Genomic DNA, 13,627 nt, shown 5'->3' with positions numbered 1-13,627 from the left:
CAAGTGAATTGAAAATCAATTAGCTTATGTTCAAGCCATAAAAAAACCGTGCAAGCTAAGCTCTACACGGTTTATTCTTCTACTGGTCGCGATTAGCAACGAGTCATCTCAATTAACGTTCAGCGTCAGAGCCGTAATCAAGGTTGTCTTCATCAAAATCGTTGTTTGAATCCGCTTTTTCATCGCGTGCACTGCGCCATGCATCTGCTGCTGACTCTTTTTCATCGGCAGCTTTATTACGCTCTTCACGCGCTTTTGCTTTGCGCTCGTTACGCTTAACAAGATTTTCTAAGAATGATTTAAGCTCAGTTTCGCCCCATGCAGTGGCTTCAGCTTCGGTCGCAAAACCTTTTTGGGTTTTCGAAACAACTATTTTTCTAGCTGATTGGCGACGAGTGATCTGGCCAGTCCAAGTTTCTTTATCTTGAACAACGCGAAAATCATACTTCTTTGTTTGTGTCATGTTACTTATTTTCCTAACAATAATCGTAATACTTTGAGCTCTATAAAAGTTCGAGCCCAATCAATGAGTAACAGCTAGAGCCATGCTTAGCTATCACCTTTAATATTCTGTCAGCGATTTAACGCCAAAAATAAACCATAGTCGTAAATCAGTTGTGTGACGAGCAATTAAGCTTAAACACTACTTTGACTTTCTGTCACCTTCAGCTCGCATTGCTTGCAATACAGCATATAACCAAGCATCGATTGTCTACCTCTAACACTTGTGACCCAGTCACGTCGCTCCCAAGGAGGACGGTGGCGCACATGCTGGTTATGACCACAAACAAGTTCAGCAACCCAGTGTTGTTCATCATCTAGATGATAATTAATAATGGCTTGTAGCAAGACAAACGCCTTAAATAGCAGAAAATGTTCGACTACGTTTGGGTTGAGGTCAGTAGATAATCTTTCAGGGGCGCGAGATTAACACGTGCGGCCTCGAAACAACATCTTTTAAATGACTAAAAATCACACAAATAAGAGATTTTGTGCAAATTAGTGCTATTTCCTTACAATCTTCAGCATTTGACGATAAACAATCATTCAATACTCACCCTATACTTAATCGATGATGAATAGAATAGTGCTATCGTTTATTAAATGGCGCTTTTTAAGCAGATCCTGTAAGCTGCACGGCCGCTAGCATATGCCAGCTCCCCTATAACTGCAGTCAGCGCGCTTTACGCCAGCTTGGCTGGCCGAAATGAGACCAATCTATGAGTTTTGCGTCACTGGGTTTATCTACCCAAATTTTGAAAGCTGTTGCCAATAAAGGCTATGACACTCCCTCTCCAATTCAAGCACAAGCAATTCCAGCGGTACTTGAAGGTAAAGACGTCATGGCTGCGGCGCAAACCGGTACAGGTAAAACGGCAGGTTTTACCTTGCCTTTATTAGAGTTACTTTCAAAAGGCACTAAAGCCCCGGCAAAACAAGTTAGAGCTTTGGTATTAACACCAACGCGCGAGCTAGCTGCGCAAGTAGGTGAAAGCGTTGAGGTCTACGGAAAGCAATTACCACTTAAATCAGCTGTTGTATTTGGCGGCGTTGGCATCGGCCCACAAATTACTAAGCTAAACCGTGGTGTTGACATCTTGGTTGCGACTCCAGGTCGTCTACTCGACCTTTATAACCAACGGGCGGTGAGTTTTAGCCAACTTGAAGTACTCGTGCTTGATGAAGCAGACCGTATGCTTGATATGGGCTTTATTCACGATATTAAAAAGATCCTTGCCGTGTTGCCAGCCAAACGTCAGAACCTTATGTTCTCGGCAACCTTCTCTGATGATATCCGTAAACTGGCTAAAGGTTTGGTTAACAATCCAGTCGAAATCTCAGTGACGCCACGTAATGCGACCGCTAATACCGTCAAGCAGTGGATATGTCCGGTTGATAAAGGTCAGAAAGCGGCAGTATTGGTCAAGTTAATCAAGCAGCATGATTGGCAGCAAGTATTGGTGTTTAGCCGCACTAAACATGGTGCAAACCGCCTCGCTAAAAGCCTAGATGCTAAAGGTATTACTGCTGCTGCGATTCATGGTAATAAGAGCCAAGGTGCACGTACTAAAGCATTAGCAGAATTTAAGAGTGGCGATGTTCGTGTGTTAGTTGCAACCGATATTGCCGCACGTGGCTTAGATATCGACCAACTACCGCAAGTCGTTAACTTTGACTTGCCAAACGTGCCTGAGGATTATGTTCATCGTATCGGCCGTACAGGTCGTGCTGGCGCAACAGGCCAAGCGGTATCACTGGTTAGCGATGAAGAGATTAAACTGCTTCGCGATATCGAACTACTTATCAAGCAAAACCTTGAGCGCAGAGTGATTGAAGGTTTTGAGCCAACACACAAATTGCCAGAAACAGACTTAACCAAAAAGTCTCATGGACAAAACAAAGGCCCGCGTAATAGCAATTCACGCAGCTCAAACCCAAGACGCGGCAATTCAAGTGGCAAGCCCGCTAACCGCAACCAAGGCAGTGGTCAGCAAAATAGTGCAGGTAAAGCTGAACATAAAGATGGTCAACGCAGCGGAGAAGCCGCCCGTGGTCATAAGCCGAACGATAAGAACCCAAGACACGCTAGATCAAGCAAGCCAGGTTCAGCGCCGTTATCCGGTCAGCGCCGCACTCGCCGCAATGACAACAGCACGCAAGGTTAGTCATATTCAGCCTTAAGGCAACAGCTTAAAAATAAAAAGTCCTAATACAGTTATGTATTAGGACTTTTTTTATAGCGATGATTTTAAGAGATTAACTAAAGTAAATCTCTTATACCGATCCGATAGCGTTACAGCTTTTGCTGATGGAACTCATCAATACTAACGACCTTCTTTTGTTGGTTAAAGTCAGCAAACTTGGCATCTTTAAACTCGGTGCCTCGTAGCTGAACGACCACTCTTGCCAATTTATCTTCAGCAGCCAGTTCGACAAAGAGTGCTTGCACATCTTCTAAACTCACCAGCTTTACTGCTGCAATTAGCTGTTCATGACTAACAAAATCTGTTTTATATTCGAGCCAATCTTTATAAAGGGGACGTGCCTCTTCTCTAATGTTTTTAGGTGGCTGCGTTAGCCCAACCATAACGCTGTCTTTTATTGCAGCAATATTTTCATTGGTTGTGGCAGCGAGTTCCTTAGAGAATTGATTTTTAAAAGCATTAAATCGAGTGAGTAATGCATCAGGCCCCTTTACAGGCGACTGTATGTACATTGCCATCAATACATGTTCACGCATTTTCTGACTAAAGAAGCCAACAGAATACCCAAGCTGCTCTTCTGTGCGCAGTTGATTAAATGCACTGGGTTGCAGCAGATTTTGCAATACCATCGCTGTTGCAGCAGTTTTTGGAGTCAACTTAGTGAATTTTGCATCCACTAGCCCCACGTCGGTCATGTCTATATCGGCTTGCAAATTGACAATCGACGCTGAGGTTAGCTCAATTAGAGGCGAAAAATAAGCCGGTTCAATAACCCGCTGTTGCGGCAATAGCTTAACCATTTGCTTAACCGTAGTCGCCAGCTGATCCTCTTGGTAATTACCATAGGCAAAAACACGTGGCTTACCATTTTTAAATAGCTCATTTCTAAATGCCAACAGCGCTTCAGCTGTTATCGAGTCAATCTGCGCCAGTAAACTGGCATCTTCAAATTGATCGGTGTTGAGTAGTTTATTGAAAGCTTTGAATGATTGCTGAATAACGATTTGTTTCTGGTTACTGCGTAACTCCGCTGCTAGTGCGGCTTTTAAGTTCTGCAGTTCAGCCTCGGTTATGTTGGCGCTTTGCAACTGCGTCAACATTGTTTTCAATAACACTGGCTGCTTGTCAGTAAAGCCACTCACCCAGGTAGACAAACCATTATCAATCCACACCCCTAAGTTAACTCCAGCAGCACGCGCCTCACCTTCTACCTCAGGTAAAACGCTATTGCGCCATGACTTCATCAGCAACTGTGCCATAACTTGCTGCTTAACACTGCTTTTGTCGACTGCGCTATTAAGCTTCAAAGCAAAATAACCCTTCGGCTGACTAAATAATTGAGAGTGAGTTAAGTACACCTCTGACTCGGCACTATTGACAATCAGTTTCGGAGACGGATATTTAGCGGTTACAACATCAAAATTTTCCGGCATCAACTGATTTACGCTCGGTAAACCCAACTCTATACTCGCCGCTTTAGCGAGCCATGAGTCACTCATTTGCTTATCAATTGATTCGACTTTATAGCGACCTTTGAAGTTATCCATGTCGGTATCGACTGCTTGGTTTTTATCGATATAGAGCACTCGCGCATTAGCAACCGTCAACTGTGATAGCACTTGGTTGATCGCATCTGCATCGAAGCGCGCATAATCAAAGGCACTGCTTAGTACTGACTGCGCTGGGTATTTTTGTAGTCCAGCAGCTATTCTCATCGCATAGGCATAATCATTATATTTCTCAATAAAACGGAAATCATTATCAAGTGACTGCTTAATCTCTTTAAAGTAGCGCTCATCAATGCCCTTTTGTTGTAGCAAGGATAAATATTTAAATATTGTGCCAACCACTAATTCGCGATTTTTCAAACCGTCTGCAGTAAGATCCGCATGAATAATAAAGCTGCCTTGGCTGCCATATTTGTCGGCTTCTGCGTAAGCGTATAGGTTTTCAATCAATCCCAACTGGCGTAATCTAGCAGCCAATGTATCAGGCATTTCGCTGCTAATCAGGTGAGTCAGGAATTTATTCGGTTTAACCGCAAACTGGGTAATATTGTTATCAATCACGAACTTCACTTGCAGCTGATTGATCTCTGTTTGCGGCAGATAACGGATAAGCTTTGCCGTCTCTTTGTCTGTCGCAGCGAGAGTGCTAATCACAGGCTTATCGACGTTTTTATTAATGATTGCCGAGAAGTGTTTATTCGCCAGTTTTTCCATTTCATCGAGTGAGCGATTGCTGATCAACGTGGCTTTCATCAAGTTGGCGGAATAATATTTATCGTAAAAAGCTAATAACTCTTTTTGCAGTGTACGCTCACCTTTATCCGACAAGGAGTTAAGGTTGCCCCAGTTGAACTGTGAAATTGGATGTTGTTGATTGAGTGTTGCGCCATCTAATGCACTCATTATCACATAATCATTTGGCCCTTTCATGGTCCACTCTGAATGCACCGCATTACGCTCTTTATCTGCATAAGTAGCATCCAGTATGGGTTCATAGAAATAACCAGAGAAACGGGCTAGGCCTTCATCATAGGCCGCATTGTTCACAGCAATCATATAATTTGTATGATCAAGTTGTGTATAGGCATTTACTGCGCCACCATTTTTGGTGACAAATTTGCTGTACTCACCCACCTCTGGGTAACTCTTGGTACCGAGAAACAGCATATGTTCTAAGTAGTGAGCTAAGCCACCAAAATCAGCTGGTTCTTGGTAAGAGCCGACCCCCACGCTAAGCGCCGCGGCTGACTTTTCAATGCTAGGATCTGATACTAATACCACTTCAAGCTGGTTTTCTAAGGTGATCGAGCGGTAATGTCGCTTATCATTAACGCTTTTATTAATGATGTTAGATTCGGTATCAATAGCCGCGGTCGCGACAGCAATGCTTGTCTCTTGAGGGGGTGTTTGTTTACTGCAAGCACTACTAAAAATAGCCACTGCGCATAAGCTAAAGGTAAAACATAAGTGTTTTGTTGTTGTCATTGCTCTTCCTTGATGTACGGTTCAAAATATTAACCACAACAAGGTATACTTTATACACTGGCTATATGTAAAGCTAGAAATGACAGCTATTGGCACACTCAAAAGTTAAACATTTGTTAACGATATCAATAAAAAAGGCTCCATCAATGGAACCTTTTAAGTCGATAAGCAACAACTACTATTTTAGCTCTTGCTCGAAAAGCTTATGTATACGGCGATATTCATCCAACCAACTTGATGGCTGACGGAAACCGTGGGGCTCGACAGGATAGATAGCCGTTTCGAACATCGGTTTTTCCAGTTCAATCAAACGTTGTACTAAACGCACGCTATCTTGAAAAAATACGTTGTCATCTAATACACCGCTCATGATCAATAACGGCTTCTGCAATCCTTGAGCATGCTCAATCGGTGAGCTTCTCTCGTAAGCAATCGGATCAACATCTGGGGTGTTTAAGATATTCGAGGTGTAGGGTGCATTGTAATGTGCCCAATCTGTCACAGGGCGCAGAGCTGCACCCGCTTGGAACAGTTCAGGCTCATTAAATAGCGCCATAAAGGTTAAGAAGCCACCATATGAACCACCATAAGTACCCACTTTAGCTGCATCAACATTAACGTTTGCCGCCATCCAACTCACGCCATCTTTAAGATCTTCAACCTCAGGTGTTCCCATTTGACGGTAAACGGCAGTACGCCAATCACGGCCATAGCCTTTTGAGCCACGGTAATCCATGTCCATTACCACGTAACCTTGTTGTGCTAGCAAGTTGTGGAACATGAACTCTCTGAAGTAGCCTGAGAAGCCGTAGTGAGCATTTTGCAAGTAACCGGCACCATGGTTAAAAATAACCGCTGGATACTTGTCAGCATTGTCTTTGCTGTACCCTTGTGGCAAATAAACCCGTGTATACACTTCACCTGCACCATGCGTTGACGGTACAGCAACAACCTCTGGCGCTTGCCAAGCGTAATCTTTAAAGGCATCACTGGTGTAATCTGTTAGCTGCTTCATTTCGCCGCCAAGTGGCTGTACAAATAGCTCAGCAGGTTTGATGCGAGTCGATGCATTAAGCAGTAACTGTTTGCCATCAGGGCTTAAGCTGTAATCTAACTGCCCTTGCCACTGCGTTAACTGCTCGTCTTTACCTGTCGCAATCTCAACTCGGTAAACATTATCAATACCAGGGTGGCTCTTGTTGGCTTTGTAATAAATAAACTGCGCTTTAGGGCCGAGGGTAATATCACTCACCACGTATTGGCCTTGTGTCAAAGCACGCGCTTTCTGACCTTTGGCTTTAAGATAGATATGTGAATAACCCGTCTCTTCCGAAAGGTAGTAAAGGCTGTCGCTATTAGGTAACCATCCGTATTGATTAAAGTTGTAGTTAATCCAGGCATCGTCGTGTAAACGGTGCTCAGTATTTAAGTTGCCTTTAGTAAGATCAACTGTCGCTATCCAACGGTCTTTATTGTCAACGGCTTCAAGCATTACTGCGAGTTTGTCGCCAGATGGACTCCACTGCATAGCACTTTGTGACCAGCCCCAATCTTGAATACGTTGTATTTTTCGAGGAGCTTTTTCGCTTGTATAGCTTTGGCCTTTCGCTTTGGCGTTTTCAGCTTTCACACTGGCAAGTACATCTTCATCAAAGCCAGTAAGACCTTCGATAGTGATATCTTTTTTGCTATGTGTTTCTAAGTCAAGCAACACAAGGCGTTCACCAGGTGGAGTATCTTCCGCTACGCGAGCGCGAGCAGGCACGGCGTCAACATATCCATCCTTACCAAGGTAATTAGGCATAATGTCATGGTCTGAGCGCCAGCTATAATCCTTGTCTCGCAGTGACAACAAAACATAGCGCCCATCTGGTGATAGACTCAATTCTGTCACCATTTCTGCATCGCCCAAATACCACGTCTTGGCAGACATTGTCGGGTCAGCTTTAGCTAGCGCCTCTTTATACTGCTGCTTAGATTTAGCATTGCTTTGTTGCAAAGCGACATATTCGATTAGGCGATGTTGCTGTTTAGCAATATAGCTTGTTGGTTCTTGCACCCCATTTGGCTCTGCTGCCATTTTGATGTTTGCTAGCTGCTCTGACAGACCTGAGTTATGGTCTATCTTGAAAATGTTATCGCCTTGCCAATAAGCGATATCGCCATTATTAAGAAAACGTACGCCATCGACTTTAGTGTTTTGACGTGTTAATTGAGTGACTTTTGACGAGCTGAGATCTTTAACGAATAAGTTGCCCTGATAGATATAGGCTTTACGGGCTTTGTTATTATCTAGTACGCCATACTCTTGATCAGCAGCATGTAGCTGATTTAAGGCCAGTTCACTAGCAACCGAGTCAGTAATACTTTGCTGGTAATAAGTGCGAGTCGGTGAACCGTGAGCTTGGCGAGCAAAGTAGATTGACTGACCATCGTCACTCCAATATGCACCCTTTGCTTGCAGCCCCATCCAATCAGGATTAGCCATGATTTGGTTTAGTGTAAGCGCTTGGTCTACTTGTGGCGGTGCAGATAAAGCCACAACATTTGTTGAGAGATTCTTTTCTACTACTGGTGCATCTGTAGTCGTTGTCGAAGAGCAACCCGCTAAAATAGCGACTGTTAGCGCACTCAATCCGATATGACGAATGACGTCTTTCATTATCCATCCCTTTTGTTATATACCAATCGGTATAAGTAGTTGATCTACCCAGAGTGTTTTTTGGCGAACTAATTCAAGGCGGATAATTGACAGAATGGTTGTTCCCATTTGCATTTATCCAACACTGAAGTAGGAAGCCTAAAGCACTCCTTACAGGCGAGTATTAGCGGCTTTGATTCTGCGTTAATGAGCTTGAACGTAGAATAACTATGCTCTTCATTCATTGCAAACCACATGGATGTGGTGAATGTCATTAATGCAGGAGCATTTAATGACCTTGCCTCAAAGCCGCTAAACTCTCGCTGAGCGATAAAACCTTTATACTGATTGGTATTAGTATTTTTGCGGACTTTTATACCACACTTTCTTATAGGGACTTGTCTAAAATTGAGTAAACTTTGTAACAGATAGTAGCAATTTAGGTGATATCAATAAAATTGGCTAACAAGTTATGCCCTTGCTCAGTCAAAATAGATTCTGGATGAAACTGCACAGAGTAAATTTTCTTGGCGGCACAACTCATCGCCATTATCTCTCGGCCATGAATAGGGTCGTCATACCAAGCATCTAATACAAAGCCAGGTGGGACAGCATCAATCAATAACGAGTGATAACGGGTAACTGTTAATGGATTATTAAGCCCGTCAAAAAGGCCTATTCCGTTATGGACGATTTTACTGGTTTTGCCGTGCATCACTCTTTTAGCTTTTACCACGTCAGAACCAAAAACTTGTGCGATGGCTTGGTGCCCTAAACAAACTCCTAGAATAGGGACTTTGCCAGCAAATTCTTGTATGACCTTTAGCGAGAGTCCTGCTTCATTTGGCGTACATGGACCAGGGGAGATCACTATATGAGTTGGGTTAATAGACTCTATATCTGCAAGGGTAAGCTCGTCATTTCGCTTAACGATAATACTTTGCTGCAATTGCTGAAAATATTGCACCAAGTTATAAGTAAAAGAGTCGTAGTTATCGATCATTAAGATCATAGCTGTACCGTAAGCCTGTTCTTCTTTAGCGCCATTTAATGTCAAAGCGCGAGAAGCGCGCCTTTGATGCCACTGAGTAATAGTGTAGTTGGGCGCAGATGCTACCACAGAGTTGACACATCTTCACTGCACTCAAGTTTTTCGTGAATTTTTTCCAATAAAAAAGCCAGTCGAATGACTGGCTTTTCTGTCTGGTTACAACCTATTTTACTAAGGTCAAATGACCACGGCGTTTAGGTTCCTTAACCTCTTCTTTGATCTCTTCAGGCTCGCTAACTTCAGCAATGGGTTCCTCTACAACAGAAAGCCCCGCTTCTTCAGTTTCTTCTAATTGGTATGCTTCTTCGACATCAAAAACAGTACCCGCGCCATTTTCTCTGGCATAGATGGCGACGATTGCTGCCATAGGCAACAACACCTGTTGAGGTACACCGCCAAAACGTGCACTGAACTCAATAAACTCATTAGTGATCTGTAGTCCGCCTACAGCACTCTCGGTAATATTGAGTACAATCTGACCATCTTTAACATACTGCTGCGGAACTTGGGTGCCAGGCACATAAGCATCAACAACAACATGGGGCGTTAACTGGTTATCCATCAGCCAGTCATAATAAGCCCTTAACAAGTATGGACGATTCGGGGTTAGCTCTTTCATTAGATACCCATGCGCATTTCGCGCTCAGTCTCTGTCAAAGAAGCTTTAAATGATTCGCGATCGAACAGGCGAGTCATGTAGGCTTTAATATCTTTTGCAGCACGGTTATCGAGTTCGATACCCAATACTGGTAGACGCCATAATAGTGGGCCTAAGTAGCAATCAGCCAAACCGAACTCTTCACTCATAAAGTAAGGCACTTCACCGAAGATAGGCGCAATAGCGGTTAAGCTTTCAGTCAACTCTTTACGAGCCGCTTCAGCGCGATCGCCTTTTCTGATGCGTTCAACAAGCTCATACCAGTCTTCTTCGATGCGGTGCATCCAAAGACGAGTTTGACCACGTGAAACCGGATAAACAGGCATTAGTGGAGGATGAGGAAAACGCTCATCTAAATATTCCATAATAATGCGTGAGTTATACAGTACTAATTCTCTGTCAACCAGTGTAGGTACAGTGTTGTACGGGTTAAGCTCGATCAAGTCTTCAGGGATCTCATCTGGATCAACCTGCAATACGTCAACCGTTACGCCTTTTTCAGCAAGAACGATACGTACCTGATGACTATAAAGGTCATCTGCGCCTGAATACAGGGTCATGATTGAGCGTTTGTTGGCAGCAACAGCCATTGATACCCTCCGGGATTCACAATTCAAAAAGCAAAAATGCAAAAGCAAACGAGGAGCAAAGCTCCCCGTTTACAATATGCGGATAATACATTCTACCCTTTAATAGGGCTTAGTGTACATCTTTCCAGTATTCTTTCTTTAAGAGGTAGGCCACAATAAAGAAAATAAATAGGAAGCCCATCACCCACCAACCTAAGCTTTCACGCTCAAGTTTTACTGGGTCGCCAGCGTAAACCAAGTAGCCAGTGATATCACGGACATATTGATCATACTCTTCAGCAGATAGGGCACCGCCAGTCGCAACTAAAGTGCCGTCTTCCTGTTTAACAGCAAGTCCTTGAAGTTCTTCAAGTACATGCGGCATACCAACAGATGGGAACACGGTATTATTCACACCAAATGGACGGCTTTCATCTTTATAAAAACCTTTTAGGTATGTATATATCCAATCTTCACCACGAACACGGGCAACCAAAGTTAAGTCAGGTGGTGTTGCACCAAACCACTTAGCTGCATCTGCTTCTGGAATTGAATTTTCCATCAACTCACCAATTTTGGCGTCATCATGGATATAGTTAGTACGCATATCGTCTAGCGAAATACCCAAATCAGTCGCTACACGCTCGTAACGCTGATACTGAGTACTATGACAACCTGCACAGTTATTTTGGAAGTGATCCAATCCACGTTGCAGTGACTCTTGGTCATTCAGGTCGATGTTAGCACTTTCAAGGTGCGCACCGCCGCCTGCAGACATTGCCATAGTTGGAACCAAGGCGACTAATGCAATCAATAATTTTTTCATTAGTGTGTCAACCTCTCTGGAACTGGCTTAGTTTTCTCATTCTTACTGTAAATCCATAGTAGTAAGAAGAAGCCAAAATAAGTCACCGTAAAGATACGTGCTGCAATTGTTAGTGCTGGGGTTGCTGGAACGGCGCCCAAGTAGCCCAATACTACAAATGAAACAGCAAACTGACTAATGTTCAGCTTGTGAGCCATGCTGCGGTAGCGAATTGACTTAACACTACAACGATCTAACCAAGGTAAGATAAACAGTACAGCAATGGCTAAGCCCATGCCGATAACACCCATTAACTTATCAGGAATCGCACGTAAAATTGCGTAGAAAGGTGTGAAGTACCAAACTGGCGCGATATGCTCAGGTGTCTTCATTGGGTTAGCCGCTTCAAAGTTTGGCTTCTCAAGGAAGTAACCACCACCTTCTGGCATAAAGAACAATACATAACAGAAGACAATCAAGAAGCCAGCAACGCCCATGATATCTTTAACTGTGTAGTAAGGGTGGAATGGGATACCATCTTTTGGCCAGCCATTCTCATCTTTGTTCTTCTTAATCTCGATACCATCAGGGTTATTTGACCCCACTTCATGCAGTGCAATTAGGTGTAAGAACACCAACACAACAAGTACTAACGGTAGCGCGATAACGTGCAGTGCGAAGAAACGGTTCAAGGTTGCACCGGAGACAACAAAGTCACCACGGATCCACAATGTTAAGTCATCACCGATAACGGGAATGGCACCAAACAATGAGATAATTACCTGTGCGCCCCAGTAAGACATCTGTCCCCAAGGTAGCAAGTAACCCATAAACGCTTCTGCCATCAACACCAGGAAGATAAGCATACCGAATAGCCATAGTAACTCTCTAGGCTTCTGGTATGAGCCGTAGATAAGTCCACGGAACATATGCAGATAGATAACCACAAAGAAGGCCGAGGCGCCGGTAGAGTGCATATACCGCAGCAACCAACCGTACTCAACATCACGCATGATGTATTCAATTGAAGCAAATGCACCTTCTGCGGTTGGCACATAGTTCATTGTTAACCAAATACCGGTAAGCAGTTGGTTAACAAGTACTAACATGGCTAGTGAGCCAAAAAAGTACCAAAAGTTAAAGTTGGTTGGTGTCGCATATTGACCTACGTGACGATTATACGTCGCGGTCATCGGGATACGAGCATCAATCCAATCAATGATATTCTTAACCATTACGCAGCTCCTTTATCAACACCGATAATCACGGTGCCATCATCAATATATTGATGTGGAGGGATAACTAAGTTGAGTGGCGCAGGTACACCTTGGAATACGCGACCAGCCATATCAAACTTAGAACCGTGACAAGGACAGAAGAATCCTGAAGCAACACCCTCGACTTGCTCACCAAATGTGTCTGGTAAGTAAGTTGGAGAACAACCTAGGTGCGTACATAAGCCAACGGCTATGAAGTACTCTGCCTTAATTGAACGCCCTGGGTTTTGTGCGTATACAGGCTGCTGTGGTTCAACAGAGTCTGGATCGCGAAGCTGAGCGTCAATAGTAGGTAGACCATCTAAGATCTCCTGTGTACGACGAACAACCCATACAGGTTTACCACGCCATTCAACTCGAATAAGTTGACCTGGCTCGACTTTACTTATGTTTACTTCAACCGGCGCACCTGCTGCTTTCGCTTTGGCACTCGGATTCCATGACTTTATAAACGGAACCGCTACAGCAGCGGCACCAGCACCACCTACTACGGCGGTTGCTGCGGTCAGAAATCTGCGACGTCCGGTATCGACTGGCGCATTGCTCATCCACTTGTCTCCAGAGAGTGTTGGAATTTTTGTTTTATTAAGTTTCTTAAATTCTGACTTAAGCCAGAGATTAAAAATCTAAATTTGAGGCGGGGCTCATTATAGCCAAAAATTAGAACCAGATCATAGTTAAAACACACAACAAAGTTAACTATGTTGCTTTTAGTGGCCATTCTGCGCAAAAAGAAAGCATCTCGGCTAACATTTTATGCAAATTAACTTAAAAGAACATGAAAATGCATTTTAATTATCTTGTTCTAAATTAGCCACTTATGCGATCTAAAGTGATGTTATTGTGGATACAGCAGAATAGTTGACTGAATAGGTAGGAATAAAATTCAGGCCTAAAAATTAAATCTTTTGTCTAGTCCTAAAATAGG

11 protein-coding genes are annotated in these 13,627 nt (G+C 43.5%); 1 reads left to right on the top strand and 10 read right to left on the bottom strand.

The window, feature by feature from the left end:
* Nucleotides 1–112: 112 nt before the first annotated feature.
* Together AB4135_RS09145 and AB4135_RS09140 are read right to left on the bottom strand one after the other, a co-directional pair.
* Nucleotides 113–463 carry a DUF3622 domain-containing protein gene (locus AB4135_RS09145; protein ID WP_371992222.1) on the bottom strand — a complete coding sequence of 117 codons (351 nt, stop codon included), beginning with the start codon at nucleotides 461–463 and terminating at the stop codon, nucleotides 113–115.
* Nucleotides 464–636: 173 nt separating this feature from the next.
* Complete coding sequence (locus AB4135_RS09140; RefSeq protein WP_371992220.1) at nucleotides 637–849, bottom strand: DUF3565 domain-containing protein; 213 nt, start codon at nucleotides 847–849, stop codon at nucleotides 637–639.
* Between the two features lie 371 nt (nucleotides 850–1,220).
* Between AB4135_RS09140 and AB4135_RS09135 the strand changes: the two genes are divergently transcribed.
* Nucleotides 1,221–2,666, top strand: a complete 1,446-nt coding sequence (locus AB4135_RS09135) for a DEAD/DEAH box helicase (RefSeq protein ID WP_371992218.1) — start codon at nucleotides 1,221–1,223, stop codon at nucleotides 2,664–2,666.
* Nucleotides 2,667–2,794: 128 nt separating this feature from the next.
* Here the strand turns inward: AB4135_RS09135 and AB4135_RS09130 are convergent, their stop codons facing one another.
* From AB4135_RS09130 to petA, 8 genes are all read right to left on the bottom strand, one after another.
* On the bottom strand, nucleotides 2,795–5,698 hold the full coding sequence (locus AB4135_RS09130; protein WP_371992217.1) for an insulinase family protein: 2,904 nt from the start codon (nucleotides 5,696–5,698) through the stop codon (nucleotides 2,795–2,797).
* Nucleotides 5,699–5,876: 178 nt separating this feature from the next.
* The gene (locus AB4135_RS09125) at nucleotides 5,877–8,360 is read right to left on the bottom strand and encodes a prolyl oligopeptidase family serine peptidase (RefSeq protein ID WP_371992215.1); all 2,484 of its coding nucleotides are present in this window, start codon (nucleotides 8,358–8,360) and stop codon (nucleotides 5,877–5,879) included.
* A gap of 418 nt (nucleotides 8,361–8,778) precedes the next feature.
* Nucleotides 8,779–9,351: an aminodeoxychorismate/anthranilate synthase component II gene (locus tag AB4135_RS09120; protein ID WP_371992400.1), complete on the bottom strand. Its 573-nt coding sequence runs from the start codon at nucleotides 9,349–9,351 to the stop codon at nucleotides 8,779–8,781.
* A 202-nt stretch (nucleotides 9,352–9,553) separates the two neighbouring features.
* Entirely contained in the window at nucleotides 9,554–10,009 is a 456-nt protein-coding gene (locus AB4135_RS09115) for a ClpXP protease specificity-enhancing factor (protein ID WP_371992213.1), read from the bottom strand.
* Entirely contained in the window at nucleotides 10,009–10,638 is a 630-nt protein-coding gene (gene sspA / locus AB4135_RS09110) for a stringent starvation protein SspA (RefSeq protein WP_020910988.1), read from the bottom strand. Before sspA ends, AB4135_RS09115 begins: the two co-directional genes overlap by 1 nt.
* Nucleotides 10,639–10,747: 109 nt before the next feature.
* Entirely contained in the window at nucleotides 10,748–11,443 is a 696-nt protein-coding gene (locus AB4135_RS09105; RefSeq protein ID WP_371992211.1) for a cytochrome c1, read from the bottom strand.
* Nucleotides 11,443–12,657, bottom strand: coding sequence for a cytochrome bc complex cytochrome b subunit (locus AB4135_RS09100; RefSeq protein WP_020910986.1), 1,215 nt, complete (start codon nucleotides 12,655–12,657; stop codon nucleotides 11,443–11,445). Before AB4135_RS09100 ends, AB4135_RS09105 begins: the two co-directional genes overlap by 1 nt.
* A complete protein-coding gene (gene petA / locus AB4135_RS09095; RefSeq protein ID WP_020910985.1) occupies nucleotides 12,657–13,247 on the bottom strand; it encodes a ubiquinol-cytochrome c reductase iron-sulfur subunit in 591 nt (196 codons plus the stop codon). The genes AB4135_RS09100 and petA overlap by 1 nt, the downstream gene beginning before the upstream one ends.
* Nucleotides 13,248–13,627 lie beyond the last annotated feature (380 nt).

The sequence above is a fragment of the Shewanella sp. 10N.286.54.B9 genome (genome assembly GCF_041468565.1).
GTDB lineage: Bacteria > Pseudomonadota > Gammaproteobacteria > Enterobacterales > Shewanellaceae > Shewanella.
The sequence above is the reverse complement of the archived record's forward strand: the minus strand, read 5'-3'. Positions and strand labels throughout refer to the sequence as shown.

Excerpts from the sequence above, each read along its gene's own strand:
- AB4135_RS09130 (WP_371992217.1), bottom strand. The coding sequence starts at position 5,698 with ATGACAACAACAAAACACTTATGTTTTACCTTTAGCTTATGCGCAGTG.
- AB4135_RS09135 (WP_371992218.1), top strand. The coding sequence starts at position 1,221 with ATGAGTTTTGCGTCACTGGGTTTATCTACCCAAATTTTGAAAGCTGTT.
- AB4135_RS09105 (WP_371992211.1), bottom strand. The coding sequence starts at position 11,443 with ATGAAAAAATTATTGATTGCATTAGTCGCCTTGGTTCCAACTATGGCA.
- AB4135_RS09125 (WP_371992215.1), bottom strand. The coding sequence starts at position 8,360 with ATGAAAGACGTCATTCGTCATATCGGATTGAGTGCGCTAACAGTCGCT.
- AB4135_RS09145 (WP_371992222.1), bottom strand. The coding sequence starts at position 463 with ATGACACAAACAAAGAAGTATGATTTTCGCGTTGTTCAAGATAAAGAA.
- petA (WP_020910985.1), bottom strand. The coding sequence starts at position 13,247 with ATGAGCAATGCGCCAGTCGATACCGGACGTCGCAGATTTCTGACCGCA.
- AB4135_RS09120 (WP_371992400.1), bottom strand. The coding sequence starts at position 9,351 with ATGATCTTAATGATCGATAACTACGACTCTTTTACTTATAACTTGGTG.
- sspA (WP_020910988.1), bottom strand. The coding sequence starts at position 10,638 with ATGGCTGTTGCTGCCAACAAACGCTCAATCATGACCCTGTATTCAGGC.
- AB4135_RS09115 (WP_371992213.1), bottom strand. The coding sequence starts at position 10,009 with ATGAAAGAGCTAACCCCGAATCGTCCATACTTGTTAAGGGCTTATTAT.
- AB4135_RS09100 (WP_020910986.1), bottom strand. The coding sequence starts at position 12,657 with ATGGTTAAGAATATCATTGATTGGATTGATGCTCGTATCCCGATGACC.